The following is a 26,288-nucleotide window of genomic DNA, read 5'->3' on the forward strand; positions in this document are numbered from 1 at the left end:
CTCAAGCCGTCGGGGCTATTGAAGCATTCGCTCGAGCTCCCGGGAAGCGGTGAACGTGAGACCGTCCCCACCGTGGTCGATCGTGACCGTGTCGCCGGGGCGCAGCGCGCCGAGCAGGATCCGCTCCGACAGGGGGTCCTCGACCGCCCGCTGCACGGCGCGCCGCAGCGGCCGGGCGCCGAGCACCGGGTCGTGCCCGTGCCCCGCCAGGTGCGCGCGGGCCCGCGGCGTCACCACCAGCCCGATCTCCCGGACGGCGAGCCGCGCCGCCACGTCCAGCACGAGCCGGTCGACGATGCCCTCGATCTCCGCGGGGCCCAGCGGGTGGAAGACGACGGTCTCGTCGATGCGGTTCAGGAACTCCGGCCGGAAGTGCTTCCGCAGCTCGTCGCCGACCCTGTCGTGCACGGGGAGCGGACCTTCGTGGAAGCCGGCCGGCCGTGTCAGGTCGCGGGTGCCCAGGTTGGTCGTGAGGATGAGCACCGTGTGCTTGAAGTCGACGACGCGGCCCTGGCCGTCGGTGAGCCGGCCGTCCTCCAGGATCTGCAGCAGGGTGTGGAACACGTCCGGGTGCGCCTTCTCCACCTCGTCGAACAGCACGACCGAGAACGGCCGGCGGCGGACCTGCTCGGTGAGCTGCCCGCCGTCGTCGTAGCCGACGTAGCCGGGCGGCGCGCCGACCAGCCGCGCCACCGTCGCCCGGTCGTGGAACTCCGACATGTCCAGCTGGATCAGCGCGTCCCTGGCGCCGAACAGGAACCCTGCGAGGGCCTTGGCCAGGGACGACTTCCCGACGCCGGACGGGCCGGCGAAGATGAACGACCCGGCGGGCCGGCGCGGGTCCTGCAGTCCCGCCCTGGTCCGGCGGATCGCCCGCGACACGGCCGCGACCGCCGCGTCCTGGCCCACGAGCTCCTCGTGCAGCGTCTGCTCCATCCGCAGCAGCCGCGCGCTCTCCTGCTCGGTCAGCCGCTGCACGGGAATGTTGGTCCACGCCGCCACCACGGCCGCGATCTCGTCCGCGCCGACCTCCTGCTTTCCCGCGGTGCCGACCGACTGCTTCCCCGCGGTGCCGACCGACTGCTTCCCCGTGGCGTCGGCCCCCTGCCTCCCCGCGGTGTCTGCCTCCTGGCTCCCCGCGGCCCCTGCCTCGTCGAGCAGGTCGATCGCCTTGTCCGGCAGGCGGCGGTCGGTGATGTACCGGTCGGCGAGCAGCGCCGCCGCCCGCAGCGCCGCGTCGGTGTACGTGACGCCGTGGTGCTCCGCGTACCGGTCGCGCAGGCCACGCAGGATCAGCACGGTGTCCTCGACGGTCGGCTCCGGCACCGCCACCGGGTGGAACCGCCGGTCCAGCGCGCCGTCCTTGGCGATGAACCTGCGGTACTCCTCGTCGGTGGTCGCCCCGATCGTCCGCAGCTCTCCGCGCGCCAGCAGCGGCTTGAGCAGCGACGCGGCGTCGATGGCGCCCTCGGCCGCGCCCGCGCCGACCAGGTTGTGGATCTCATCGATGAACAGGATGATGTCGCCCCTGGTGCGGACCTCCCTGGTGACCTTCTTCAACCGTTCCTCGAAGTCGCCGCGGTACCGGGAGCCGGCGACCAGCGCCCCCAGGTCGAGCGTGTACAGGTGGCGGCCCTGGAGGGAGGCCGGCACGGCACCCGCGGCGATCCGCTGCGCCAGCCCTTCGACGACGGCGGTCTTGCCGACGCCGGGCGGCCCGGTCAGCACCGGGCTGTTCTTCCGGCGCCGCGACAGGACCCGGATGACCCGCTCCACCTCGGCGTCCCGCCCGATGACCGGGTCGAGCAGCCCACTGCGGGCGGCGGCGGTCAGGTTGGTGCCGAACTGGTCGAGCACCGTCGCCGGCGCGCTGGCCGGCGCTTCCGTGGTGGACGGGTGCCCCGACAGCAGCTGGATGACCTGCGCCCGCAGCCGGTTGAGGTCGGCGCCCAGCCGGACGAGCACCTGGGCCGCGACGCCCTCGCCCTCCCGGACGAGGCCCAGCAGGAGGTGCTCCGGGCCGATGAAGTTGTGCCCGAGCTGCAGCGCCTCGCGCAGCGCCAGCTCCAGGACCTTCTTCGCCCGCGGCGTGAACGGCACGTGCCCGCCCGGCGCCTGCCCGCCCAGGCCGATCAGCTCCTCGACCTGCCGCCGCACGTCGTCGAGGGACACCCCGAGCGCCTCGACGCTCTTCGCCGCGACGCCGTCGCCCTCCTGGATGAGCCCGAGCAGCAGGTGCTCGGTGCCGATGGCATGGTGATTGAGAACCCGGGCTTCCTCCTGCGCCAGCACCACGGCGCGTTTGGCCCGGTCGGTGAACCGCTCGAACATCGACGATCACGCCCTTCGCCTGCACGGCTTCGGCGGGCCCACGCATCCGCGTCACATCGGATGCGCTGAGTCGGGGCCTCTTGACCGCCGGCGGAGGCGTGGGCTCCGTCGATCCGCGGCTCGGGCAGGCGCGCTGCCACCTCCACCATAACCGACCGCCGACAGCCCGTCGCCCCACGTCGTGCGCTGGTGTGGTCAGACCTGGAGGGCGGTGGCGGTGGATTCCTGGCCCGGCAGGACGATCAGGTCCTCGGGGCGCATGGTGCGGGTGGCGGGGTCGCCGTCGAGGCGGACCTCGTAGCCGCGTGGTGGTCCGGCGGCGGCCCAACAAGCACCGATGATCGTGCCCGCTGCCGGCGGACCCGAGCTTGCCGCACCTGCCGCCTGGGGTTCCTGGTCTGCCGCGCCTGCGTCGGGCCGGCGCTGAGTGACGCCACCGGCTGCCGCCCGGCCCGGGGCGGCCGCGCCGGCTGCCGGCGGGCCGGGGGTGGCCGCGCCTGTCGCCGGGCGGGTCGTCGCCGCTTGGGCGAGGCGGACCCTGGTGCCGGGGGCGTGACCGTCGTCGGCGACGACCAGGAGCGCGTCGAGGACCTGGCGGGCGCCGTCCCAGGGGGCGCGCAGGACATACGGCTCGCCGTCCGCGCCCTCGACCGGCATCGTGAACATGCGGCACACCAGCGACAGCCGGTCCGCGTCGTGGCGGACGGCGGGGCTGGGGTTGTCCTGCCCTGCCCGGAGCGCGTCCTCGACCCGGCCCCACAGGCCGGCGACCCCGTCGTCGAGCACGAGGCGCGCGGCCCGGTCCACCTCCGCGCACTCGATGTCGACCGCCGTCTCCTCGCCCAGCTCAGCGGTCCACGCCAGGTCCAGCGCCGCCGGCACGAGCCCCGGTGCCTCCCGCACCACCACCAGGTAGAGCATGGCGATCAGGTCCTCGAGGCCGTCGCCGGCGTAGCAGGGGCCCGCATGGCTCTCGCCGGGCGGGAACCGCTCCACCAGGTGCGCCGCCCGACCACCCGCGAGGCGCGCCGCACGCCGCGCGTCGTGGAGCTTCACGGCGGTCGGGCGCAGCTCCCGGGCGGCGACGGTCCACCTGCCGGGCAACCCGACCGGATAGACGGTCCGGCCGAGGCTCGCCAGGGTTTCGCCCGGCCCGACGCCGGCACCCGCGAGCTGCCGCGCGGCCACCGAATACGCGACACCCGCCTGCGCCGCATGCGCCCTGATCGCCCGCCGCCGCTTCCGGTCCCGCCGCGCCCGCCCGCTCCCGCCCTGCTGCTGGCCGGCATCGCCGTCGTGGCCGGCGTCGCGGTCGGGAGCGGTGGTGTCCTCCGGGGAGCCAGGGGCGGGCTGGTGGGCGTCCTCTTCGTCTGGCATGGCGACCTCCGGCGTCGACCCACGCTCGCACCGATCGGACGGCGGGACCCCCGCCGGGCAGCCTGCACCACCGCGCTGAGTCTGAGACTCTTGGCCTCGGGCCACGGCTGGCGTGGGCAACCGTGTCGGGCTCAGGCAGGCGCTCTACCCACCCTGACCATACCGCCGCCCCGCCCCCCGGGCGCGCCCCGACCTGTTCGCCGACAGCGGACTGCGACCGCCGGGTCCGGCGCGCCAGGTCAGAGCGTGACGAGGGAGCGGACCGCCAGGGCGGAGCCGACGAGCAGGACCAGGGCCGCGGTGCCGGTGGGGGCGAGCCTGGTCAGGCGGTCGCTGAGCCGCAGGCGGGCGGGCCAGCGGTCGCGGATCTTGATGAGCAGCAGGCCGGCGGCGGTGAGGGCGGCGGCCATGCCGAAGCCGTACGCGAGGACGAGCAGCACACCGAACCACGTCCTGCCGAGCGCGACGGCGCCGAGGAGGACGACGAGGGCCGACGGGCTCGGCACCAGGCCGCCGGCGACGCCCATGCCGACCAGCGCCAGCCGGTGGGGATGACCCTCGCGATGGCCGTGGTCGTGCGCGTGGCCGTGAGCGTGGCCGTGAGCGTCGTGCGAATGCGAAGCAGCGCCATGGGCATGGGTGTGAGTGCCGTGGGAGTGGCCGTGGGAATGGGAGTGGGAGTGGGAGTGGGCCGAGCGGCGGGACAGCAGCATGGCCAGGCCGATCGTGGCGACCAGCGCGCCGCTCGTCACGCCGAGCCACCCGAGCACCGTCTCGCCGGCCAGGCCGGCCGCGGTGGTCAGGAGCAGGCCGAGCAGCAGCACGCCGCCGGTGTGGGTGAGGGTGACGGTGGCGCCGACGGTGAGGGCGTCCCGCGGACGGCCGGCCCGCCCGGCCAGGTACGCCGCCATCACCGTCTTCCCGTGCCCCGGCAGCGCTGCGTGCGCGGCGCCGAGAGCGAGGGCCAGCAGCACCGCGAGCAGCCCGACCCACGGCGTCAGCGCGCGCGACGCGACCCAGCCGCGCAGCGTCAGCTCGGCCCTGCCCGCCCGACCCGGCAGGACCGAGGACCCCAGCGGGCCGGGGGGAGCCTGCGCGGCCGCACCCGTGCCGCCACCGGGTTCGAGACGCAGGGTCGCCCGATGTACCGCCGGGGGAGAGCTGAGCAGGTCGGAAGGGTACGACCGCAGCCCCGCGCTCGACGACACGGTGGGCAGCGGCGAGTCGACGATGTGCACCCCGGCCGCGACGGCGGTCAGCTCGCGCCACCCGACACGGTCGGCGGCGAAGTCGTTGACGACCTCCACGGTGGACGGACCGGTGAAGGACACCGTCGCCGAGAAGGTGCACTCCAGGCGGCTGGTCCGCAGCCCGGCCGCGCCGGAGGAGTAGGTGAAGGACGAGCGGCCGACCGTCCAGCCGACCGGGCGTCCGTCGACGGCGACCCGGAACAGCGGCGCCACCGCCGTACATGAGGGGACGGCCTGCAGCGTGGGAAGCTCGGCCAGGTCGGCCACGTAGTCCACGGTGACCCGGTCGGGGTGGAAGGTCAGCGCGCCCAGCTGGTTGACGGAGAAGTTGCCCAGCGGGTGCGCCTGCGCGGAGCCGGGCCACAGCAGCGGTCCGGCCACGGCCAGGCCCAGCAGGACCAGCGCGCGGCGAAGCAGCATCAGGACTCCAGGGTTGCGAGGGTACGCACCGCGATCGGCGCGTCGACGGGTGAGAAGTGCGGGTTGAGCGCCAGCGCCAGGCGGAGCTGCACGCGGGCGGTCTCCCGGTCGCCCGCGTGGAAGGCGACCATCCCGTAGCGGTACGCGAGGGCCGCGTCGACCTGGCCGAGCGCGTTGGCCCGGCGGGCGAAGGGCAGGGCGGCGGCGGGGTCACCGGCGGACATCAGCGTCCAGGCGACCATGTCGGCGACCTCGCCGAACTCGCGGCGGTCCCACTCGGCGATCGCGAGCTTCGCGGCGGCCACGGCGTCGCCGGTGGCGAGGGCGAGCGACGCCGCGCCGAGGTTGTCGGTGCCGCCGTTGGCGGTGAACAGGTCGTGGGCGGCGCGGGCCAGCGCGAGCGCCGGCCCGGGGTCGCGGCCGGCGGCCCGCAGCAGGCGCGCCTGGTCGAGCAGCGCGTCGACGGTCGGCGTGCGGGCGACCACCTTGGCGAGGTCGTCCAGCGCCGCGGTCAGGTCGCCGGCCGCGGCGTCCAGCTTGGCTTTGACCTGCCAGAGACCGACCGCACCCGCGTCGGCGGCGAGGCCCAGCGACACGTGCCGCGCGGCGGTGGTCAGGTCGCCCGCCGCCCACGCCAGGGCGGCGAGGTGCTGGTGGCAGAACGCGACGTCGGCGGGCTCCGTGGCGGTGGACAGGGCCAGCCGCATGAGCGCGACCGCCTCGGTGCGCTTGCCGTGCTGTTCCAGGTCGTACGACCCGCGGGCGTACGAGCCGAGCCCCGGCCGCAGGTCGAGCATCCGCTGGACGGCCGCGGTGGCGGCGTCGGGGTGCCCGAGCTGGGTCTCGGCGTCGGCGAGGACCCCGTAGGCGGTGTCGGACCACGCGTTGATCGCGAGGGCCTGGCCGGCGAGCTCGCGCGCGCCGGCGAAGTCGTGGCGGGCGTTGGCGAGCGCGCCGAGGCCGGTGAGCGCGGCCGCGTTGCCGTCGGGGCGGACCTCGAGGGACTTGCGCAGCGCGCCATCGGCCTTCGGGTAGTAGGCGGGGTCGGCGCCGACCCGGGCCTGCTCCAGGTACGCCTCGCCGAGCGCGGCCCACGTGGTCCAGTCGCCCGGCACCCTGCGCAGCCGCTCCTGGTGTGCCGCGATCGCCGCGGCGAGCCGGCTCGTCGCCTGTGGACGGTCGGGCACGAACGACACGGTCGGGCCGGCCGCCCGCAGGCCGACGAGGGCGCCGAGGCCCAGCAGCAGCGTCGCAGCCAGTACGACACCCAACACCATGCGAACCCGCATGACTTCTCCTTCCGGAAGATGTCGGGGACGCGCCCGCGAAGCGCGCCCCCGACAGACGTGGGTCAGGGCTGGACCGGCCCGCGGCGCCGCCGCCACCAGCCGACGAAGAGCAGGGTGCCGAGGCCGGCCGCGATCGCCGAGGTGCTCACCGCGACGGCCGTCATGCCGGTGCCCGACTCGAACGCCGACGGTGTGGTCGCCGGCTGCGCCGCGACGGACGCGGACGCGGCAGCGGACGGCGTCACCGAAGGCGAAGACGCCGGCGAGCCGTTCGGCAGCGCCACGTACGGGAACTGCGCACCGAACGCGTTGTCGTTCGCGTCCACCTTGTCGCCGGCGGCCAGGGCGTCGACGAGCTTGCCGGTCTGCGCCGCGCCCTCGACCGCCTGCACGGCGATGTCGACGACGTCGTCGGTGAGCCGCCGGCCGTTCGGGAAGCCCTGCAGGTCGCCGCCGAGCACGCCGAGCCGGTTGGGTTGCGCGGTGACCGGCACGCCGAGGTTGAGCCGCAGCATCTCCGACGGCCGGAAGTCGGCGGCGACGACGTCGGCGTTGTTCAGCTGCGAGTTGAGGTCGGCCTTGATCGGCCCGCCGGCCTTGGTCGTGATGCCGGTCAGGAAGATCTCGACGAGGTCGTTGCGGGGTGCCGCCGGCGCCGGCACCTTGTAGCTGCCCTCGATGAGCTTCGGCAGCTCGGGGTCGGTGACCCGGGCGACGACGGCGGGGATGCCGGCGTCCTGGTCGGGGCTGATCGAGTTGAACGCGTCCTTCAGCGACGCCGGCACGACGACCTCGTTCACCAGGGGGTTGCCCAGCCGGGAGACCTGAACCCGCTCGCCGGCGATGGAAGAGGCACCGGCGACCCGGGTCTTGGCGCGCTCGGTCGTCGTCCAGACGCCGATGACCGGGTTGCGCTTCACGTCGCCCTTGAGCGCCACGTCGGAGAACGGCACCTGCAGCGCGATCGTGTTGACGTTGTACCCGGCGAGGGAGTCCTGCCCGACCTCGCTCAGGTCGCCGCCGTACAGCAGGTCGAACACCCGCAGGTCCAGGAAGAACGGGTCGTCGGCCTGGCCGGCGTAGACGTTCCAGCCGCCCGGGAGCCGCTTGTCCGCCTCGCTCCGCAGCTTCGCGTAGTCGGGCATCGTGGCCTTGCCGACCCGGGACGGCGCGACCGGCGCGCCGGTGATGCGCGTCTTGAAGGGCTCGCCGTGGAACGAGGACTCCAGCGTGTACGTCTGGCGGAAGAGCAGGTTCTCGTCGTCGATCGACGTGACGGGACCGTTGGCGTACAGGAACGTGTCGCCGCCGCGGCGGTCGATGCTCTGGAACGTCCAGCGGAACACCGCGTCGGCCTTCGCGTCGCCGTCGCTGTCGACGTTGATGTTGTAGACGGCGTCGGTGGCGAAGGGGTAGAAGTTCGGGCCGCCGTCCGGCTTCGAGAACGGCTGCCAGTTGGCGATGAAGGTGACGTACCCGGCCCGTTCGGGGCTGACGAACGCGTACAGGTCGGTGTTGTCGACGGCAGGGTCGGCGGCGACGAGCGGCGCCTCCCGGTGGCTCGAGGCCGACGACGTGCCGGGCCCGAGGCCGGCGAACGCCACACCGGCCGCCACGAACGTGGCCGCGGCGGCGCGCCACCGGCGACCCGCCCGGGTTGGAGTGGTCATCTGCGTGGTCCCCTCGCGTCTGGAGCGGTCCTGTGACCGCCGCACGAGAGGACTTCGCCTTCGCCCGGGTCGATGGATGGGTCGGTGTCGGCTTGCCGTCAGCGACCCATCCGCACCCCTGTCAGCTCCGAATCGGGCGCACGCCCACGCCGCCGTACCCGTGGGAGACCCGCTCCTCGCCGTCCTCGGGGCGCCAGTCGCCGAGCCACACCAGGCCCGGGTCGAGCAGGTCGTAGCCGTCGAACAGGCGCGCGATGCCCGCCCTGGTACGAGGGACGATCGGCGCGCTGGACCGCTGGTACACCTCCTGACCGGCGGCGGCGGGTGCGGCGGGGACCCCGTCCAGGGTCAGGTGCGACACGACGAGGTGGCTGCCGGGGACCGTGGCGTCGCGCAGCCGGGCGATGATGCCGCCAGGGTCGGCCTCGTCGGGCACGAAGTGCAGGATCGACACCATCATGATCGCGACCGGCTCGCCGAAGTCGAGGTGCCCGGCGACGTCGGGGTCGGCGAGCAGCGCCTCCGGATCCCGCAGGTCCCGGCACGCCACCGACACCCGGTCCAGGCCCTCGACAAGGGACCGGGCCTGGGCGACGGCCACGGGGTCGTTGTCGACGTAGACGACCCTGCCGTCGGTGATCTCGTGCACGTTGCCCTGCGTCGGCAGGCCCGTGCCGATGTCGAGGAACTGCCGCACGCCGGCCTGGTGCAGGTGCCGCACCGCCCGCTGCAGGAACCGCCGGTTGGTCCTGGCCGCCTCGGGCGTGTCCGGGAAGATCGCGAGGATCTTCTCCGCGGCCTCGCGGTCGGCGGCGAAGTTGTGATACCCGCCGAGGTAGTAGTCGTACATGCGGGCCACGTTGGGAACGCTGGCGTCGACGTCGCCGAGACCGGTCATCCATACACCCTAATGGGGTAGGTTCTGCGACCGTGCTGGACGGACTCGACGACCTCGACTGGGCCTCGCTGGAGCACGCGTACGGCCCGGCCGCCGACGTGCCCGGTCACGTGCGGGCGCTGCGCTCCGAGTCGGCCGACGACCGGCGCCGGGCGCTGTCGGGACTGTACGGCGGGATCTGCCACCAGGGGACCCGCTACGAGGCGAGCGCGCCGGCGGTGCCGTTCCTGCTGGAGCTCCTGGCGGACCCGGCGACCCCGGACCGGGCCGCGGTCGCGCGGCTGGTCGCGTCGATCGCCGTCGGGCACCACGAGGCGTGGCTGCCGGTCGGGTTCCCGGTCGCGGACCTGCGGGCGGCGGCCGAGGGCGGCGCCGAGCTGCTGCGCGCCGCGCCGCCACCGGCGGAGGACGACGAGGACGAGGACTTCGAGGGGGAGAGCCGCCTCGACTACTGGGACGGTCTCGACGACGCGCAGCGGTCGGTCATGGCGGCGTTCGTGGAGCTCGCCGCCTACGACGCCGTCCGCGCCGGCCTGCCCGTGCTGCGCGACCTGCTCACCGGCGGCGACGCCCACGGTGACGCCGCCCTGCGGGCCGCCGCGGCGTTCACGCTCGGCTGGTTCCCCGAGGACGAGGCCGCGAGCGTCGCGGTGCTCACCGCCGCGGTCGCCGACCCGTCCCGGTCCGTCGCCGCCACCGCGATCGTGGCGCTCGGGCTGCTCGGCACCGTCGTGCCGGCGGCGCTGCACGACGCCAGGCCGGAGATCCGCTGGGCGGCGGCGGTCGCCCTGGCCCGCGTCCGGGGCGCGGCCGCCGGCGAGGAGGCCGCGGCGGAGCTGCTGCGCTGGGCCGGGGGCGCCACCACCGCCCGGGCCGGCATCCCGTTCCTCGACGGTGACCTCGCCGGCTACGCCGCCCTGTCCCTGCCCGCGCTCGCCTCAAGCGACTCCGCCTCGGACCCGTCCCCGCTCGCCTCCGGCGAGGCTTTGGACGCGCTCCTGGCCAGGCTCGGGACGGTCACCGGTGTGGAGACCCTGCCGGTGCTCGGCACGGCGCTGGGGCTCGTGTTCCCCGATGGCCCCGGGACCGGTGCGGCCGGCCCGCGGCACCGGCTGGTGAAGGCGCTCGCGGATGCGCCCGCCGCGTGGCAGATCGGCGGGCGCAGGTTCGCCGACGTGTCGGGGCTGCTGCGGTCGTACGGGCTGCCTGGCGACCCCGAGGGGATGAATGCCCTGCTGACGGGCTGACACGCCGGCCGGAAGGGTCCGACTGTTGCCATGCGGCAATCTGTTGTACGGTGGGTGAGTCGTCACCTCCGGTGGCCGGCCACATGTTGCGCGAGCAGCATGTGCGGCGGTTCACCGACCGGGCCCGTCCAGACAGCGGCGGTCCACCCGGGGCGTGACGGTTCTCGGTCTCACCGCCGGCGCTCAAGACACGGGCGCTGTGAGCGATCTTCTGACCGGTCTCGAGCCTTGTGCGCCCTATCGCTGGGGATGCCCGCTCGGCGTTGCCTTAAACGACGTCCTACAGGACGGACCGGTCATTGCACCGAAAGGCTGACCCTGCCGTGAGCACTGACCTGCACACTGACGCCATTCGCACCGCAGACCTCCACGACGTCGAGACCTCCCGGGCGGCCGGCTCCGCCCCGGGCACCGACGCCGCCCACGGTTCCGGTTCGCACCGGACCAGGGAGACCGACGCCCAGGCCAAGGCCCTGCTGTCGCTGCTCGGCGACCTGCCCGCCGGCGCCGACCGCGACCGCGTCCGGGCCCGCCTCATCGAGCTGTACATCCCCCTCGCCGAGTACCTCGCCCGGCGCTTCCGCAACCGCGGCGAGCAGTTCGACGACCTCGTCCAGGTCGCCAACCTCGGCCTGATCAAGTCGGTCGACGGGTTCGACCCCGACCGCGGCGCCGCCTTCACCAGCTACGCCATCCCGATGATCGTCGGCGAGCTCAAGCGCCACTTCCGCGACAAGGGCTGGGACGTCCGCGTGCCCCGCCGCCTGCAGGAGCTGCGGCTGGAGATCTCGAAGGTCTCCGGCGACCTCGCCCAGGACCTGGGCCGCTCACCGACGGTCGCGGACCTCGCGGCGAAGCTCGGGGCGAGCGAGGAGGACATCATCGAGGGCCTGGACTGCGGTCAGGCGTACCGCGCGCTCTCGCTCGACGCGCCCGTCGGCGAGGCCGGCGACAGCGGCGCCACCGGCCTCGGCGACCTGCTCGGCGGCGAGGACCCCGACATGGCGAACGTGGAGAACCGCGAGGCGCTGCGCCCGCTGCTGGCGAAGCTCCCCGCCCGCGAGCAGAAGATCATCGCGATGCGCTTCCACGGCAACCTGACCCAGTCGCAGATCGCCGCGGAGCTCGGCATCTCCCAGATGCACGTGTCCCGCCTCCTGGCCGGCGCGCTGCGCACCCTGCGCGCCTCGCTCACCCAGGACTGACCACGGTCGTTGCAGAAGGCGGCGGGCCCGGGCCCGCCGCCTTTTCCTGTTCCGCCAGGATCGCTTTTGCGGAAAAATGCGGCGGAATGATGGTCGCTCCACCTTCGACGATCGCGGCCCGGACGGCAATCCGTGGCCGGTTGCCATTGCCGCATCGGCGTGCGTCGAGGGCGACCAGAGTCGTTTCCTGTATCGCCGTCGCTGTTTGTTCGCCGGCCGGCCGACGGGTTGGGAAGGCCGGCCGGCTGGTCAGCGGGCGGGGAGCGGGAACCTGTTGGCGTCGCGGAGCACGGCGGCGGCCGCCCCCACGACGACGACCACGTCGATCCCGAGCTCACCCGCGACGACGTCGGGGACGGCCTCCCCGGCGTGGATCGCGCGGCGCATCATCGACTGGCGCAGCGGCTCGATGAGGATGTCACCGGCCGGCGCGAGGCTGCCGCCGAGGACGATCAGTTCGGGGTCGAGCAGGTTGTACATGTTGGCCATCGCGACCCCGATGTGCCTGCCCGCGTCGGCGAGGACGCGGCGGCACCCGGCGTCACCCTGGTGCGCGAGGCTGATGACCTCGCCGATCGACGGTCGCCGGCCGTGGCTCTGCCACAGCTGGTCGGTGATGGCGTCCGGGTTGGCCAGGGTGTTCAGGCACCCCCGGCCGCCGCACGCGCACACGAGACCGTCCTCGTCGATGGTGGTGTGGCCGATCTCCCCGGCCGTGCCGTTGGCGCCGACGTAGAGGCGCCCGTCGGTGATGAACCCCGCGCCGATGCCGGTGGCGGTGTAGATGTACGCGTAGTCCCGCAGCCCTCGCGCGACGCCCCAGGTCATCTCGGCCAGGGCGGCGAGGTTGGCGTCGTTGCCCGCGTGCACCGGCAGCCCGAGCATGTGCTCGGCGAGCAGCCGCGGGTCGAGGCCCACCCACGGTTTGAGCGTGCACGCGCGGCCGGTCAGCCCGGTCCGCCGCTGGATCGGGCCCGGCACGGCGACGCCGACGCCGATCACCTCGTCGCGCCGGAACCCGGTCTGCTCCAGCAGCTCGTCGATCAGCCGGTCGACCAGCAGCAGGGTGTCCTGCGGCGAGGTCTGCTCGTCGACCTGGACCGCGTGGTGCCGCAGCAGCTCCTGCGCCACGTCGCACACCGCGATCCGCACGATGCCGTTGCCGATCTCGACGCCGACGGCGACGCCCAGCCCGCCCTTGAGCCCGATCAGGGTCGGCGGCCGTCCGGCCCTGCTCCTGCTCTCGTTGCCGCTCGGGCCGATGCCGCTCGGGCCGATGCCGCTCAGGCCGTGGCCGTTCGGGCCGATGCCGCCGATCTCGACGACTGCGCCCGCCTCGATGAGCTCGCCGACGACGCTGGCGACCGTCGACCGTGACAACCCGATCTCGGCGAGGGCGGCCCGGCTCATCGCGCCGTGCTGCCGCAATGCGTGGATCACACGGCTGCGGTTCGCGCTGCGTTGTGCGGATCCCGAGTCGAGCGGCGACATGGCTTGAGTATTCGCATTCACCATTGTCCAGTCAATGGAGCCGGCGGTAGAGCGCTTCCCCGGCATTCATTCTGCCTGAATCAGGCGGAATCGAAAGTGTGGAAAATGCCCATCGCAATGACGTTGGTGAATCATCGGGCGCAGCCTTCGAGGTCCGTGCGCGGGCGAACCTCCGGCCTTCGGGCCGCGCGACGGCGCGTGACCGGCTGCCGCGAATACCCCGCCCGGCCCGGCGGCCGGCGATGAACGCGCCCGGGCTCACTCACACGGGTACCGCGCCCCGCTGGTCCGCACCGGGCACCCTCCTCGCCCGTTAGCCTCGGACGAAGGGGGTGGGCGAAATGGGTAAATCGCCGGAATTGAAGTGGGTCCTGCGACCGGACCGGAACGGCGCGCACCACGCCGAACTGGCCCCGCACGACGGCAAGGAGATCTACGCGTTCGGCGACACCGACGCCAACGGCCGCGTCGAGATCACGCTGATGGACGGCACCCGGGTCCGGGCCCGTCGCGGCGAGCTGATCCCCTGCTGACCCGCGCCACCGGGCGCTGATCGACAGGACCTTCCGGCCTGTCGGTCGGGCCCGGCCGCCGTACTACGCTCGCCCGTCATGGGAGACATCACGCCGATCGAGGACCGTGACGGGCGTGTCGGCGGCATCGAGTCGATGGTGGTCGACGGCCGCCGGTGGTTCTTCGGGTTCGACTACAGCATGGACACCGCGGTCTCGCCGCTGATCGACGACCCGGCGCGGATGGCGGAGTTCGCGAGCCGGCACATGCTGCAGACGGACGGTGCGCACGACGTCGCGTACTGGCGGGACCTGGTCGACTCGGCGGTCGGGGAGTCCGGGATCGTGGGTGAGGACGAGGACCGCACCTATGACAGCGGGACCCTCGCGGCGCAGCGGCTGACGCCCAGCACGCAGTTGATGTACCTGCTGGGCGCGGCGACCGCGTGGGACGACGGGTTCTTCGAGGAGGACGCCGTCCAGGCGGCGCTGGCCACGGTCGGCGTACCGGAGCGCGACCGGGAGGAGTGGGACTGCCTCGACCGGTGCGTGGCGGCGACCCGCTCCGACGACGCCGAGGTCCGCTCCGCCGCCGTCGGCCTCATGGCCCGCTACCAGCACTTCATCTGGGACAACCTGCCGGCGAACTGGCCCGAGGTCTTCGCCGCCCTCCGCCCGGCCTGACGAGGCGTCCCCGCCAGGTCAGCTCGTGGCCGACCGGGTGCCGATCGGGAGCGGTGGGCGGACGGTCAGCGCGTCCGGGTCGATGCCGGTGATCGCGGCGCCCACGGCGGTCAGGGCACGGAGCCGGCGGCCGCGGCGATCCCACCGGGCTCCGTCAACCGGATCAGCGGTGGAAGACCTGACGGTAGGTGGTGGGGGTGACGCTGGTCTGCCGGGCGAAGTGGGCGCGCAGGTTGGCGGGGGTGCCGAGACCGGTCCGGTGGGCGATGCGCTCAATCGATTCGTCGGTGGTCTCCAGGAGCTCCTGCGCCAGTCGTACACGCTGACGCAGCAGCCACTGCAGCGGGCTGGTGCCGACCGATTCGCGGAAGCGACGGGCGAACGTGCGCGGGCTCAGGCGCGCCTCGCGGGCCAGGTCGGCGACGGTCAGGGGCTGATCGAGGCGGGTCCTGGCCCAGTCGAGGGCGACGCCGAGCGCGTCCGGGGTGCGGGGGCGCTGCGGCTGGTGCGCGAACTGTGACTGTCCGCCGTCGCGGTGCGGTGGGACGACCATGCGGCGGGCGACCTCGTTGGCGACCGCGGCGCCGTGGTCGAGGCGGACCAGGTGCAGGCAGAGGTCGATCGCGGCGCCGGTGCCGGCCGAGGTGAAGATCGTGCCGTCGGACGTGTAGAGCACGTCGGGGTCGAACGTCACGTCCGGGTGGCGCTGGCTGAAGTCGAAGGCGTTCATCCAGTGGGTCGTGGCGCGGCGGCCGTCGAGGAGGCCGGCGGCGGCGAGCACATACGCGCCGGTGCAGATCGCGACGATGCGGTTTCCGCGCCGGTACGACTCCCGCACCACCTCGACCAGCGCCGGCGGGGGCTCCACCTGTTTCGCCCGGGCGAACGCCGGGATGATCAGCGTGTCCACGCCGGCCAGGGTGCCGAGGTCATGGGGCGCGGTCACGGACAGCCCGGAGCGGGCCGGGACGACGCCCGGCGTGGCGGCGGCGAAGCGCAGCTCATACCAGGGGTCCGCCAGGTCGGACCGGTCGATGCCGAACACCTCGCACGGCACGGCCAGCTCGAACACCGGCATGTCCTCGGTGACGGCCACCCCGACGACGTGCCGCTCGACGCTCGTCATGGCTCGAATCTATCGCAGGATGGCATTCCTGCCACTCGCCCCCGGTGACAATGCCGTGTCGAATGGCAGGCATGTTGAACGTGCCCCAAGGGGCGGCCCTGTCCATCGGCGCGGTCCTCGGGACCGGGGTCATCGCGCTGCCCGCCCTCGCCGCGCAGACCGCGGGACCCGCGTCGCTCGTGGCGTGGGCCGCCCTGATCGCGCTGTCGGTGCCCCTCGCGGCGACGTTCGCGGCGCTCGGCGCCAGGTTCCCCGACTCGGGCGGCGTCGCCACCTACGCGGGCAAGGCGTTCGGCGACCGGGCCGCGGCGGTCGTCGGCTGGTGCTTCTACCTCGCCGTGCCGGTCGGGGCGCCGGCCGCGGCGCTGTTCGCCGGGGCGTACGTCGCCGCGGCACTCGGCGGCGGCACCCGCACGGAGCTGCTGACGGCCGCCGCGCTCATGCTCGTGGTGACGGCCGGCAACCTCGGGGGCGTGCGGGTGTCCGGCCGGCTGCAGCTCGGGCTGGCGCTGCTGCTCGTCACGCTGCTGCTGACGGCGACCGTGACCGCGCTGCCGCACGCCGACCCGGGCAACCTGCGGCCGTTCGCCCCGCACGGCTGGTGGGCGGTCGGGTCGGCGGCGGCGCTGCTGGTGTGGGGGTTCGCCGGGTGGGAGGCGGTCACGTCCCTCGCCGCGGACTTCCGGCGCCCCGCCCGCGACCTGCCCCGGGCCACGGCGATCGCCCTCGTCGTCGTCGGCGTGCTGTACTTCGGCATCGCCGCCGCCAGCATCCTGGTGCTGGGCCCCACGCCCGGCGACGCGCCCCTCGCCGAGCTGCTCGCCCGCGGCGTCGGCGGGCAGGTCAAGGCGCTCACCGCCGGCGCCGCGGTGCTGCTGACGCTCGGCACGATGAACGCCTACTACGCCGGCGCGGCCAAGCTCGGCGCCGCGCTCGGCCGCGACCGGGCGCTGCCCGCGTGGTTCGGGCGGGGCAGCGGCACCGGCGAGGTGCCCCGGCGCAGCCTCGCCGTCGTCGCGGCGCTGGGCGGCGCGTCGCTGCTGCTCGTGGCCGCGACCGGCACCGGCACCCGCCCGCTGGTCCTGCTCACCAGTGGCGCGTTCGTCCTCGTGTACGTGCTGGGCACCGCCGCCGCGCTGCGCCTCCTGCCGCGCCGGACTCCCGTGTGGTGGTGCGCGGCGGTCGCCTTCACCGCGTCGCTCGGACTGCTCGCACTCAGCGGCTGGTACGTCCTGGGCACCCTCGCGGTGGCCGGCTGCGCACTCGCGTACAAATTCTTCGCCCGGCCTGTCGATTCGGGCCCGGTGCCGATTGACGTAGGAGTGTAAGAGGACGCTTTCCCTTGAAGGAGCACCCACGATGGCCCAGTACCTGATCCTCATCTACGAGAACGAGGCGGACTACGAGACCGCGGACCAGTCCGTGTACCAGGAGGTCATGGACGCCCACAACCGCTTCGCGGAGCAGGTCGGCGGGCGGCTGCTCGGCGGCAACGCCCTCCAGCCGACCCCGACGGCCACCTCGATCCGCGGCGACGTCGTCACCGACGGCCCGTTCGTGGAGACCAAGGAGGTCCTCGGCGGCTACTACCTCATCGAGGCGAAGGACCTCGACGAGGCGCTGGAGATCGGCAAGCTCTGCCCGGCCCGCTTCGGCGGCGTCGAGGTCCGCCCGGTGATGGTGTTCGAGTAGCCGCTCTGCTCGTGGAATCCGCCGCTGTCAGGGAGGCGGTCGCCGACGCGCACCGTCGCGAGTGGGCCAGAGTGCTCGCCGCGACGGTGCGTGTCGCGCGCGACCTCGACCTCGCCGAGGAGTGCGTCCAGGACGCGTACGTCGCCGCCATGGACGCCTGGCTCCGCCAGGGCGTGCCGGCCAACCCCGCCGCCTGGCTGACCGTCGCCGCCCAGCGCCGCGCCCTCAACGCCCACAAGCGTGCCGCGACGCTCCGCTCGAAGCTGCCGCTCCTGGTGGTGCCCCTGTCCGAGGACGACCCTCCCGAGGAGATCCCCGACGACCGGCTGCGGCTCGTCTTCACCTGCTGCCACCCGGCGCTCGCCCGCGAGGCGCAGCTCGCCCTCACGCTCCGCCTCGTCTGCGGCCTGACCACCGAGGAGATCGCCCACGCCTTCCTCGTCAGCGAGCCGACCATGGCGGCCCGGGTCACCCGCGCCAAGAAGAAGATCGCCGCGGCCGCCATCCCGTACCGCGTGCCGCCCCTCGAACAGCTCCCCGACCGCCTCGACGCCGTCCTCACCGTCGTGCACCTGGTCTTCACCACCGGCCACGCCGCCCCGACCGGCCCCGGCCTGCTCCGCGCCGACCTCGTCGACCGCGCCCTCGACCTGGCCCGAACCCTGTGCGCCCTCATGCCCGACGAGCGCGAGGCCCGCGCCCTGCTCGCCCTCATGCTCCTGCACGACGCCCGCCGCGCCACCCGCGTCGCCGCCGACGGCCGCCTGCTGCTGCTGGAGGAGCAGGACCGCACCCGCTGGGACCACCCGCAGATCGCCGCCGGCCTCGACCTCGTCCGTGCCGCGCTGCGCGGCGGCCGCCCGGGCAGGTTCGCGCTGCAGGCCGCCATCGCCGCCGTCCACTCCGAGGCACCCACCTACGCCGCCACCGACTGGCAGCAGCTGCGCGGCCTGTACGACCTGCTGCTGCGCGCCTGGCCGTCCCCGGTCGTCGCCCTGAACCGCGCGGTCGTGGTCGCCATGTCCGACGGCCCCGCGAGGGCCCTCGCCCTGGTCGACGAGCTGGCCTCGGACCCCCGCCTGGCCGCGTACCACTACCTGCCGGCGACCCGCGCCGACCTCCTGCGCCGCCTGCACCGATATCCGGACGCCGCGGCCGCCTACCGTGCCGCCGTCGCCCTGTGCGACAACGAGGTCGAGCGCGCCTTCCTCGAGTCCCGCCTCGCCTCCCTCGACGTCGTTGGCACAGAGTGACGCCGGGCCGTGTCAGTCCGCGGCCGCTGGCTCGGCCGGCCGCGGGGTGAAGAAGCGGACGATGTCGTCGGCCGCGGTGGGGGACAGCATCATCGCCTGGACCCGGGCGGACATCTCGGCGATCGGGTGGATCCTGGCGAACATCGCCTCCTCGTACGCCCGGATCGCCGCGCCGGGGTCGGCCGGCTGGGCGGCGAGCGCGGCGGCGAGTTCGGCGGCGTCGAGCATGGCCTGGTTGGCGCCCTCGCCGACCGGCGGCATGAGGTGCGCGGCGTCGCCGATGAGGGTGACGCCCGGCCGGTGGGCCCAGCGCGTGCCGGTGGGCATCGCCTCGATCCTGCGCGGGACCGGCGGGCCGTCGCCGGCCTCGATGAGCGCGGTGAGGCCGGGGTCCCAGCCGTCGAACCTCTCCAGCAGCGCGCGCTTGCTGCGGTAGGCGTCCAGGCGATCGTCCACGGGCCGGTCGTTCGGGGGCAGTTCGTTCGCGGACAGGTCGTTCGCGGGCAGGGAGATGCCGACCCGGATGCTGCCGTCGCTGAGGCGCTGCGCCGCCAGGATCCGGCGCTCGCCGATGCACCAGAGGTTTCCCGGGCCGACCAGCTCGGCGAGGTCCGGGTGGCGGCGGTCGGCGTCGCCGATGCTGAGCTCGACCAGGGTGGCCACGCAGGACAGCGGCGCGTCGGTCAGCAGCGACCGGACGACCGAGCGTGCGCCGTCCGCGCCGATCAGGACGTCGCAGTCGGCGCTGTGGCCGCCGTCGAACGTCAGCCCGAATCCTCCGCCGGGCCGTGGCGCCGCCGCGACGAGCCGGTGCCGCCAGACGACGGTGTCGCCGGGGAGCGAGTCGAGCAGCAGATCACGCAGCACGCTGCGGTCGATCTCGGGGCGTCCGGAGAACGATCCGGGCTGTGGCCTGTGATGCACGAGGACGCGTCCGGCAGGGTCGAGGATGCGGTGCTCCTCGCCCTCCGGCCGGGCCGCGGACCGGAACCGGCCGGCGAGGCCCGCATCGGCCAGGGCCTGCTGCCCGGACTCCGGGTGCAGGTCGAGCGATCCGCCCTGCGACCGCGCGGACCGGCTCGCCTCGCGTTCGTACACCACCGCGCCGATGCCGTGCAGGTGCAGGATCCGGGCCAGCGTCAGGCCACCGAGCCCGCCACCGGCGATCGCGATGCGCATCTTCACCCCCGTTACCGTACGCTGTACCTTATGGATACACCGTACGGTAGCGCATCGCTGCCCGTCTGGGAACGCCCCGAGCCTCAGCCACGAGCGGCGCCGGTGCCGCTGAGCCGCGCGAAGATCGCCGCCACCGCGATCCGGGTCGCCGACGCGCACGGCCTGGACGGGCTGTCGGTACGCAAGATCGCCAAAGAGCTCGGCGTCGGCCCGATGCGGCTCTACGACTACGTGCTCAACCGGTCCGAGCTGCTCGACCTGATGGTCGACGCCGTGTATGCCCGGATCGCCGAGGCAGCTCAGCACGCCGGCCAGCATCCCGGGTGGCGGGCCACGGTGCTGGCCATCGTCCACCGGACCCGCGAGGCCGCCCTTGACCATGAGTGGTTCGCCGACCTGCTCGGCGGCCGGCCCCACCTCGGACCGCACGCACTCGCCGTGGGCGAGTCGACCGCGGCCGCCCTCAGCCAGGCCCCTGGCCTGCGCGACATCGACGACCTCCAGCGGGCCCTGGGCGTCCTCAACGCGTTCGTCGTCGGAGCGCTCCGCCGGGAGATCGCCGAGCGCCGGACCGCCCGTTCGACCGGCACCGACGAGTCCGCCTGGCAGGCCGCCCTCGGCCCCTACCTGACCCGCATGCTCGAAACGGGCCGTTACCCCACCGTCGCCCGGCTCGTCGTCGACGGCGCCCACCTCGATCCCGAGGAGACCTTCCACCACACCCTGACCACCATCCTGGACGGCCTCACCAGCCATCCCCACACCTGACCCACCGCCCGCCGGCCGGTTCAGGCGAGCTGTCGAGGGGTGGCTGGGCTCCCGGTCAGAGCAGGGCTGTCAGCGGGGTGTCCGGTCCGGCGGTGTCGAGGGCGAAGTCGAGCTCCTCGCGGACGTCCTCGATGGTGTCGTCATGGCCCAGGACCTCGGGGACGTCGTTGCTGAGGGAGAGCTGTTCGAGCATGTCGTAGGCCTCGCCCAGGGTCGAGGCGCCCATCTCGAGGGCCCACCGCAAGGTGTTGCGGGCGGCGGTTGACGGGGTGAAGTCGTCGTCCCATGGTGTGCTCACCGGCTCATCCAACCACTGCGGGACGCGGTAGGCGCGCAGCACAGGCAGACGGGCCGGCACCTCCCCACAGAGGCGCCGGCCCGTTCTCCGGGCCGCTGGGTCCGTGGCGTTACTCAGCGACCGCGTTCTCCGCCCGCGCGGGGCGGGTCTTGATGAGGGAGGCGAGGGCTCCGACGGCCGACATGGCGATGGCCAGCCAGAAGACGATGACCAGGCCGTCGTGGAAGGGGCCGGAGACCAGGTGGGGGAAGAACTCGCGGCCGGTGAGGGTCGCGGCGTTCGCGGCCGGGAGGTGGGCCAGCAGCTGCGGGCCGAGCAGGGCGGCGATCGGGTTGTAGCCCAGGAAGGCGGCGAAGAGGGTGCCGACGGGCGGGAGGTTGGAGATGGTGTGCGCCGCGGTGGCGGGGACGCCCTGGGCGGTGAGGCCGGTGTCGAGGGTGGCGGGGAGGGAGCTGGAGAGGCCGGCGACCATGAGGGAGAAGAAGACGCCGATGGAGAGGACCATGCCGGCGTTCTGGAAGGTGGCCCGCATGCCTGACGCGGCGCCGCGGAGGTGGGCGGGGACGCTGGACATGATGAGGGAGGTGTTGGGGGCGGCGAAGAGGCCACCGCCGAGACCGTTGAGGAAGACGAGGGCGGCGAAGGCCCAGTAGCTGAAGTCGGTCGGCAGGATGAGCAGGCCGCCGAACGAGAGGGCCATGACGAGCAGGCCGCCGGCGGCGAAGAGGCGCGGGCCGTACTTGTCGGAGAGGTGGCCGGCGATGGGGCCGGCGGCGAGGAAGCCGACGGTGAGCGGCAGCAGGTAGATGCCGGCCCAGAGCGGGGTCTCCTCGTAGCGGTAGCCGTGCAGGGGGAGCCAGATGCCCTGCAGCCAGATGATGAGCATGAACTGCAGGCCGCCGCGGGCGACGGAGGCGAGCAGGCTGGCGATGTTGCCCGAGGCGAAGGCCCGGTTGCGGAACAGGCCCAGGGGGAACATCGGCGAGTCGACGCGGGTCTCGATCCAGGTGAAGAGGCCGAGCACGGCGACGCCGCCGATGAGGCCGGCGAGCACCCACGGGTTGGTCCAGCCCTGGCTGTGGCCGCCGTAGGGCTGGATGCCGTACGTGATGCCGGCGAGCAGGGCGGTGAGGCCGACGGCGAAGGTGAGGTTGCCCCACCAGTCGATGCGGCCGGGCCGTCGCACGCCGGTGTCGTGCAGGGAGCGGTACGCCCAGATGGTGCCGATCACGCCGATGGGGACGTTGACCCAGAAGATGGCACGCCAGTTCCACTCGGCGAGGAGGCCGCCGAGGACCAGGCCGATGAAGGAGCCGGCGATGCCGGCGACGATGTTGACGCCGAGGGCCATGCCGCGCTGGGCGGTGGGGAAGGCGTCGGTGAGGATCGCGGCGGAGTTGGCCATGAGCATCGAGCCGCCGACGGCCTGCAGGACACGCCAGCCGATCAGCCACAGGGCGCCGCCGCCACCGTCGAACGGGTCGAGGGAGAGCGCGACCGAGGTGATCGTGAAGAGCGCGAAGCCGGCGTTGTAGATGCGGACCCGGCCGTACATGTCGCCGAGGCGGCCGAGGGTCACCACGAGGACGGCGCTGACGAGCATGTAGCCCATGAGCATCCACAGCAGGTAGCTGACGTTGCCGGGGCTGAGCGGGTCGAGGTGGATGCCGTTGAAGATGGCGGGCAGCGAGATGAGCACGATCGAGGAGTTGATCGTGGCGATCAGCATGCCCAGGGTGGTGTTGGACAGCGCGACCCACTTGTAGTGCGGGTGGTCGGTCCCGCCGACCAGCGCGCCACGGAGGCCGGGAAGCGTCGAAGTCACGGTGCGAGCCTTTCCAGTGCGGGCAGCGCGGCCGAGATCAGGGCCTGGTCGTCGGCGGACAGTGACGACAGCAGCTCCTCCAGGTGTGCGGCGCGCACCGCGCGGCGGCGGGCGAGCAGGTCGCGGCCGGCCCGGGTGACCCGCACGAGCACGACCCGGCCGTCGGTGGGGTCCGGGGTGCGTTCGGCGAGGCCGTCGCGCTCGAGGCGCTGGGCGAGCTGCGTCATCGCGGGCTGCGTGACGCCCTCCGCGGTGGCGAGCTCGGTGAGCCGGCGTGGGCCCTCGCGCTCCAGCCGGCGCAGCGTCGACGCGGCCGTCAGGCTGATGTCGTTGGGCGGGTTGCCCTGCCGGAGCAGGCTGAACAGCCGCTCGACGGCAGTCGTCAGCCGCGCGGAATCAACGAGGACCATGACTCAATTTTTATCACGCACTTATAAAAGCACGTTATGTACCAGGTCACAGAAAAGGGGCGCCTCCCGAAAGAGGCGCCCCCCGAAAGAACTAGATGCACTTCTTGTTGTCGACGATGGTGAGGCCGTCGACCAGGTTGCCGTAGCCCTCGTCGGTCGAGGCGCTCTCGACGGCCGTCAGCGTGACCCGGGTCATCGTCTGGTTGGAGCCCGTCTGGTACCAGCCGGACAGCCGCCGCCACGAGGCGTCGGTCGCGGTGTTCATGTACGCGAAGGTCGACCCGACGCCGTTGACGTTGCCGTTGTCGTTCTTCGGCGTGCGGCCGAAGTGGATCTGGGTCGCGTCGACGTCCTTGCCGGCGGAGGTGTTCCGGGCCCGGATCCAGAAGGACCAGTAGATCTTCGAGTTGGGCTTGGTCTTGATGTCCTGGTAGATCGAGTTGCCGGAGCCGGTGGCGTTGAGCTCGGCGAACTGGGTGCCGAAGCGGGCCGGCACGCCGTCCATGCCGCTCCTCCAGATCTCGATCTGGCCCTGCGGGTCGTCGGTGCGCCAGCCCGGCACGTCGTCCTCGTCGAACAGCATCCAGTCCGCGCCCTTGACCTTCGGCGTCTCGAAGCCGCCGTCCGTCGTCAGCTCCTTGCACGCCGCCGCCGGCGCCTTCTTCGACGAGAAGGTGGCGCTGCCGAAGCCGCCGGGACCGCCGGCACCCGCGGCGGACGCCGGCGGCGCGCCGACGAGCGTCGCGAGCAGTGCGGCGGCGCCGACGGCCGGCAGCAGCTTCGTGTGCTTCAACATGGTGATTCCCCCTGTCCGCCACGGCCGCGATGCCGTGGCAACCTCCGCGCAGAGCCAAACACGCTGACCTGGGCAAAGGCGGACACTTAAGGGAAATTCCGTATTTCGGGCAGACTTGTCGAGCCGTTACGTGGTGGCCGGTCGCTTGCGCTTGCGAAGGTAGAGCCGGGCGAGGGGCTCCGCCGCGCGGGCCGCGAGGGGGCCGAGGATCGCCAGGATGAGCACGTAAGCGGCGGCGAGCGGCCCGAGCTTCGAATTGGTGCCGGCGGCGACCGCGAGCCCCGCGATGACGATGTTGAACTCACCGTGCGGCAGCAGCGCGGCGCCGGCCCGGACCCGGCCGGTGATCGCCACCCCGGCCCGCCGGGCCGCGATCCACCCGGTCGCCATCTTCGACACGATCCCGGCGAGCGCGAGCAGCGCCGCGATGCCGAGCACCGGAGGCAGCGCCCGCGGGTCGGTCTGCAGGCCGAAGAAGACGAAGAACACGGCCGCGAACAGGTCCCGCAGCGGCGTCAGCAGCTCCCGCGCGGTGTGCGCGAGGGGCCCGGACAGCGCGATGCCGACGAGGAAGGCACCGACGGCCGCGGACACCTGCAGCAGCTCGGCCACGCCGGCGACGAGCACGGTCAGGCCGAGCACCTTGAGCAGCAGCACCTCGTCGCTGTCGGAGGCGACGAACCGCTCCACGATCTTCCCGAAGCGCAGCGCGACGAGGAGGATGGCGCTGATCGTGGCGGCGGCGATGGCGAGGGTCGCGGCGCCGCCGAGCACGCCGACACCGGCCAGCAGGGCGGTCAGGATCGGCAGGTACAGCGCCATCATCAGGTCCTCGAAGACCAGCAGCGACAGCACGACCGGGGTCTCGCGGTTACCGAGCCAGCCGAGGTCGGCGAGGATCTTCGCGGTGATGCCGGAGGACGTCACGTACGTGATGCCGCCCATCGCGACCGCGGCGACCGGCCCCCAGCCGAGGATGAGCGCGGCCGCGACGCCCGGCGCGGCGTTGAGCACGAGGTCGACGATGCCGGCGGGCGCGGAGGAGCGCAGGGTGCCGACGAGCTCCGGGGCCGTGTACTCCAGGCCGAGCGTGAACAGCAGCAGGATGACGCCGATCTCCGCGCCGGCGGAGATGAACTCGGTGCTGGTGGTCAGGGGCAGCACGCCGCCGGCGCCGAACGCGAGACCGGCGAGCAGGTACAGCGGGATGGGCGAGATCGAGAATCGCAGCGAGAGGGCGCCGAGCAGGCCCAGCGCGAGGATGACGGCACCGAGCTCGATGAGGATCGTGTCGTGGTGCACCGGCGGCCCCTATCCGTCGGTGAGGAGCGTCGCGACGCCCTCGGTGCCGGCGGCTGTGCCCACCACGACGATCGTGTCGCCGGCGACCAGGCCGAAGTCGGGTCGCGGGCTCGCGTGCACGGTCCCGCCGCGCAGCACGGCGACGATCGAGGCGCCGGTGCGGGTGCGGGCCTGCGTGTCGCCGAGGGTGCGGCCGTCGTACGGTGAGCCCGGCGCCAGCACCAGCTGCTCGGTGACGAGCCCGGTGACCTGCCGCTGCAGCTCCGCGAGGTGCTCCACGATCCGCGCGGTGCCGAGGTACTCGGCGACCGTGTTGGACTCCTCCGCGGACAGGGCCACGGATACCACGCTGGTATCGGGGTCTTCCTTGTCGTAGATGACGAGATCACGCCGCCCGCTGCGGTGGGAGACGATACCGATGCGGCGGCCACGGGCGGTGGTCACCACGTGGCTCGTGCCGATGCCGGGGAGGTCGGTGCGCTCGACGTTCATACCCCATCGTACCGGGAATGGATCTATGTCATCCCGTCAGCGGCGCAATGCCTCGCCGAGCTCGTCGGTGGTGCGGACCACATTGGCGGCGATCTCGACGGCGTGGTCGTCGGTGAGCCGGGCGAGCGGCACGCCCACGCTGATCGCGTCGGTGGTGCCCGGCACGATCGCCGCGACGCAGCCGACCCCCGGCTGGAACTGGCCGCGCTCGTACGCCCACCCGCGGGCCCTGGTCTCGGCCAGTTCCTCGAACAGCGCCGCCCGGTCGGCGACGGACTCGCTGGTGTGGGCCCGGAACTCGAGGTCCAGCAGCGCGACGACCCGCTCCCGGGGCAGCCCGGCGAGGATCGCCTTTCCGCCGGCGGAGGCGTAGGCGGGCATCCGCCGGCCGACGGCGGAGCCGGACGTGTCGTGCGACGACTCCCGGCTGGCGATGCAGACGATGCTGGGCGGGTCGAGGCGCACCAGGCGCACCGCCTCGTCGAGCCGGTCCCGCAGCTGCGCCAGGAGCGGCGCGGCGAGCCGGACGGCGCGGTCGGTCAGCAGGTAGGCACTGCCCGGGCGCAGCGCCACGACGCCGATGGCGTAGCTGTCGTCAGGCTCGGCGACGACCCAGCCGCGGTCCACGAGGCTGCGCAACCGCCCCCGGAGGACCCCCTCGGGCAGCCCGAGCTGGCGCAGGAGCGACTCGAAGGTCACCCGGTCGGTGGCGGCGGACAACTGCTCGAGCACGTCGAGCGTCGGACTTTCGTCACTGACGCGCATCAGGACCA

General features: G+C 73.4%; 23 protein-coding genes and 2 pseudogenes. 8 read left to right on the forward strand and 17 right to left on the reverse strand.

Annotated elements, in window-relative coordinates:
- Positions 1-63 precede the first annotated feature (63 nt).
- The 7 genes and pseudogenes from ACFY3L_RS18230 to ACFY3L_RS18260 all read right to left on the reverse strand — a co-directional run.
- A pseudogene (locus ACFY3L_RS18230) lies at positions 64-1,014 on the reverse strand (AAA family ATPase); the annotation flags it as partial.
- Between the two features lie 114 nt (positions 1,015-1,128).
- Positions 1,129-2,331: pseudogene (locus tag ACFY3L_RS18235) on the reverse strand (Clp protease N-terminal domain-containing protein); the annotation flags it as partial.
- Positions 2,332-2,526: 195 nt separating this feature from the next.
- Entirely contained in the window at positions 2,527-3,708 is a 1,182-nt protein-coding gene (locus ACFY3L_RS18240; RefSeq protein ID WP_389324730.1) for a hypothetical protein, read from the reverse strand.
- A gap of 239 nt (positions 3,709-3,947) precedes the next feature.
- Positions 3,948-5,378: a hypothetical protein gene (locus ACFY3L_RS18245; protein ID WP_389324732.1), complete on the reverse strand. Its 1,431-nt coding sequence runs from the start codon at positions 5,376-5,378 to the stop codon at positions 3,948-3,950.
- A complete protein-coding gene (locus ACFY3L_RS18250; RefSeq protein ID WP_389324735.1) occupies positions 5,378-6,667 on the reverse strand; it encodes a hypothetical protein in 1,290 nt (429 codons plus the stop codon). The genes ACFY3L_RS18245 and ACFY3L_RS18250 overlap by 1 nt, the downstream gene beginning before the upstream one ends.
- 62 nt (positions 6,668-6,729) lie before the next feature.
- A complete protein-coding gene (locus ACFY3L_RS18255) occupies positions 6,730-8,337 on the reverse strand; it encodes a DUF4331 domain-containing protein (RefSeq protein WP_389324737.1) in 1,608 nt (535 codons plus the stop codon).
- A gap of 121 nt (positions 8,338-8,458) precedes the next feature.
- The gene (locus tag ACFY3L_RS18260) at positions 8,459-9,235 is read right to left on the reverse strand and encodes an SAM-dependent methyltransferase (protein WP_389324740.1); all 777 of its coding nucleotides are present in this window, start codon (positions 9,233-9,235) and stop codon (positions 8,459-8,461) included.
- Positions 9,236-9,267: 32 nt separating this feature from the next.
- Here ACFY3L_RS18260 and ACFY3L_RS18265 point away from each other — a divergent pair, with 32 nt between their 5' ends.
- Together ACFY3L_RS18265 and ACFY3L_RS18270 are read left to right on the forward strand one after the other, a co-directional pair.
- Positions 9,268-10,482, forward strand: coding sequence for a hypothetical protein (locus tag ACFY3L_RS18265; RefSeq protein WP_389324743.1), 1,215 nt, complete (start codon positions 9,268-9,270; stop codon positions 10,480-10,482).
- A 323-nt stretch (positions 10,483-10,805) separates the two neighbouring features.
- On the forward strand, positions 10,806-11,687 hold the full coding sequence (locus ACFY3L_RS18270; protein ID WP_389324746.1) for an RNA polymerase sigma factor SigF: 882 nt from the start codon (positions 10,806-10,808) through the stop codon (positions 11,685-11,687).
- Positions 11,688-11,936: 249 nt separating this feature from the next.
- On the opposite strand, the gene ACFY3L_RS18275 is transcribed toward ACFY3L_RS18270, so the two are convergent.
- Positions 11,937-13,127: an ROK family protein gene (locus tag ACFY3L_RS18275; protein WP_389324749.1), complete on the reverse strand. Its 1,191-nt coding sequence runs from the start codon at positions 13,125-13,127 to the stop codon at positions 11,937-11,939.
- A 392-nt stretch (positions 13,128-13,519) separates the two neighbouring features.
- Between ACFY3L_RS18275 and ACFY3L_RS18280 the strand changes: the two genes are divergently transcribed.
- Together ACFY3L_RS18280 and ACFY3L_RS18285 are read left to right on the forward strand one after the other, a co-directional pair.
- Complete coding sequence (locus ACFY3L_RS18280) at positions 13,520-13,711, forward strand: hypothetical protein (RefSeq protein WP_389324752.1); 192 nt, start codon at positions 13,520-13,522, stop codon at positions 13,709-13,711.
- 78 nt (positions 13,712-13,789) lie between these two features.
- Complete coding sequence (locus ACFY3L_RS18285) at positions 13,790-14,374, forward strand: hypothetical protein (RefSeq protein WP_389324755.1); 585 nt, start codon at positions 13,790-13,792, stop codon at positions 14,372-14,374.
- A gap of 163 nt (positions 14,375-14,537) precedes the next feature.
- On the opposite strand, the gene ACFY3L_RS18290 is transcribed toward ACFY3L_RS18285, so the two are convergent.
- Positions 14,538-15,500 (reverse strand): GlxA family transcriptional regulator, encoded by a 963-nt coding sequence (locus tag ACFY3L_RS18290; RefSeq protein WP_389324758.1) that lies wholly within the window; start codon positions 15,498-15,500, stop codon positions 14,538-14,540.
- 62 nt (positions 15,501-15,562) lie between these two features.
- Here ACFY3L_RS18290 and ACFY3L_RS18295 point away from each other — a divergent pair, with 62 nt between their 5' ends.
- The 3 genes from ACFY3L_RS18295 to ACFY3L_RS18305 all read left to right on the forward strand — a co-directional run bounded on the left by ACFY3L_RS18295 (position 15,563) and on the right by ACFY3L_RS18305 (position 18,445).
- Positions 15,563-16,828 (forward strand): APC family permease, encoded by a 1,266-nt coding sequence (locus tag ACFY3L_RS18295; protein ID WP_389324761.1) that lies wholly within the window; start codon positions 15,563-15,565, stop codon positions 16,826-16,828.
- A gap of 31 nt (positions 16,829-16,859) precedes the next feature.
- Entirely contained in the window at positions 16,860-17,192 is a 333-nt protein-coding gene (locus ACFY3L_RS18300; RefSeq protein ID WP_389324764.1) for a YciI family protein, read from the forward strand.
- Between the two features lie 71 nt (positions 17,193-17,263).
- Positions 17,264-18,445 carry an RNA polymerase sigma factor gene (locus ACFY3L_RS18305; protein ID WP_389326067.1) on the forward strand — a complete coding sequence of 394 codons (1,182 nt, stop codon included), beginning with the start codon at positions 17,264-17,266 and terminating at the stop codon, positions 18,443-18,445.
- Between the two features lie 12 nt (positions 18,446-18,457).
- On the opposite strand, the gene ACFY3L_RS18310 is transcribed toward ACFY3L_RS18305, so the two are convergent.
- On the reverse strand, positions 18,458-19,624 hold the full coding sequence (locus tag ACFY3L_RS18310; protein ID WP_389326070.1) for an FAD-dependent oxidoreductase: 1,167 nt from the start codon (positions 19,622-19,624) through the stop codon (positions 18,458-18,460).
- A gap of 30 nt (positions 19,625-19,654) precedes the next feature.
- On the opposite strand from ACFY3L_RS18310, the gene ACFY3L_RS18315 reads away from it, so the two are divergent.
- Positions 19,655-20,392 carry a TetR/AcrR family transcriptional regulator gene (locus tag ACFY3L_RS18315; protein WP_389324767.1) on the forward strand — a complete coding sequence of 246 codons (738 nt, stop codon included), beginning with the start codon at positions 19,655-19,657 and terminating at the stop codon, positions 20,390-20,392.
- A gap of 55 nt (positions 20,393-20,447) precedes the next feature.
- On the opposite strand, the gene ACFY3L_RS18320 is transcribed toward ACFY3L_RS18315, so the two are convergent.
- From ACFY3L_RS18320 to ACFY3L_RS18350, 7 genes are all read right to left on the reverse strand, one after another.
- Positions 20,448-20,690 (reverse strand): hypothetical protein, encoded by a 243-nt coding sequence (locus tag ACFY3L_RS18320; protein WP_389324770.1) that lies wholly within the window; start codon positions 20,688-20,690, stop codon positions 20,448-20,450.
- Positions 20,691-20,799: 109 nt separating this feature from the next.
- Positions 20,800-22,515, reverse strand: coding sequence for an MFS transporter (locus ACFY3L_RS18325; protein WP_389324773.1), 1,716 nt, complete (start codon positions 22,513-22,515; stop codon positions 20,800-20,802).
- Positions 22,512-22,925, reverse strand: a complete 414-nt coding sequence (locus tag ACFY3L_RS18330) for a MarR family winged helix-turn-helix transcriptional regulator (protein ID WP_389324776.1) — start codon at positions 22,923-22,925, stop codon at positions 22,512-22,514. Before ACFY3L_RS18330 ends, ACFY3L_RS18325 begins: the two co-directional genes overlap by 4 nt.
- Positions 22,926-23,016: 91 nt before the next feature.
- Positions 23,017-23,721: a hypothetical protein gene (locus tag ACFY3L_RS18335; RefSeq protein ID WP_389324779.1), complete on the reverse strand. Its 705-nt coding sequence runs from the start codon at positions 23,719-23,721 to the stop codon at positions 23,017-23,019.
- Between the two features lie 126 nt (positions 23,722-23,847).
- On the reverse strand, positions 23,848-25,023 hold the full coding sequence (locus tag ACFY3L_RS18340) for a cation:proton antiporter (RefSeq protein WP_389324782.1): 1,176 nt from the start codon (positions 25,021-25,023) through the stop codon (positions 23,848-23,850).
- Positions 25,024-25,032: 9 nt separating this feature from the next.
- Positions 25,033-25,515 carry a cation:proton antiporter regulatory subunit gene (locus ACFY3L_RS18345; RefSeq protein WP_360569243.1) on the reverse strand — a complete coding sequence of 161 codons (483 nt, stop codon included), beginning with the start codon at positions 25,513-25,515 and terminating at the stop codon, positions 25,033-25,035.
- Between the two features lie 36 nt (positions 25,516-25,551).
- Complete coding sequence (locus ACFY3L_RS18350; RefSeq protein WP_389324785.1) at positions 25,552-26,280, reverse strand: IclR family transcriptional regulator; 729 nt, start codon at positions 26,278-26,280, stop codon at positions 25,552-25,554.
- Positions 26,281-26,288 lie beyond the last annotated feature (8 nt).

It is taken from the genome of Dactylosporangium sp. NPDC000521, from assembly GCF_042898305.1.
GTDB lineage: Bacteria > Actinomycetota > Actinomycetes > Mycobacteriales > Micromonosporaceae > Dactylosporangium.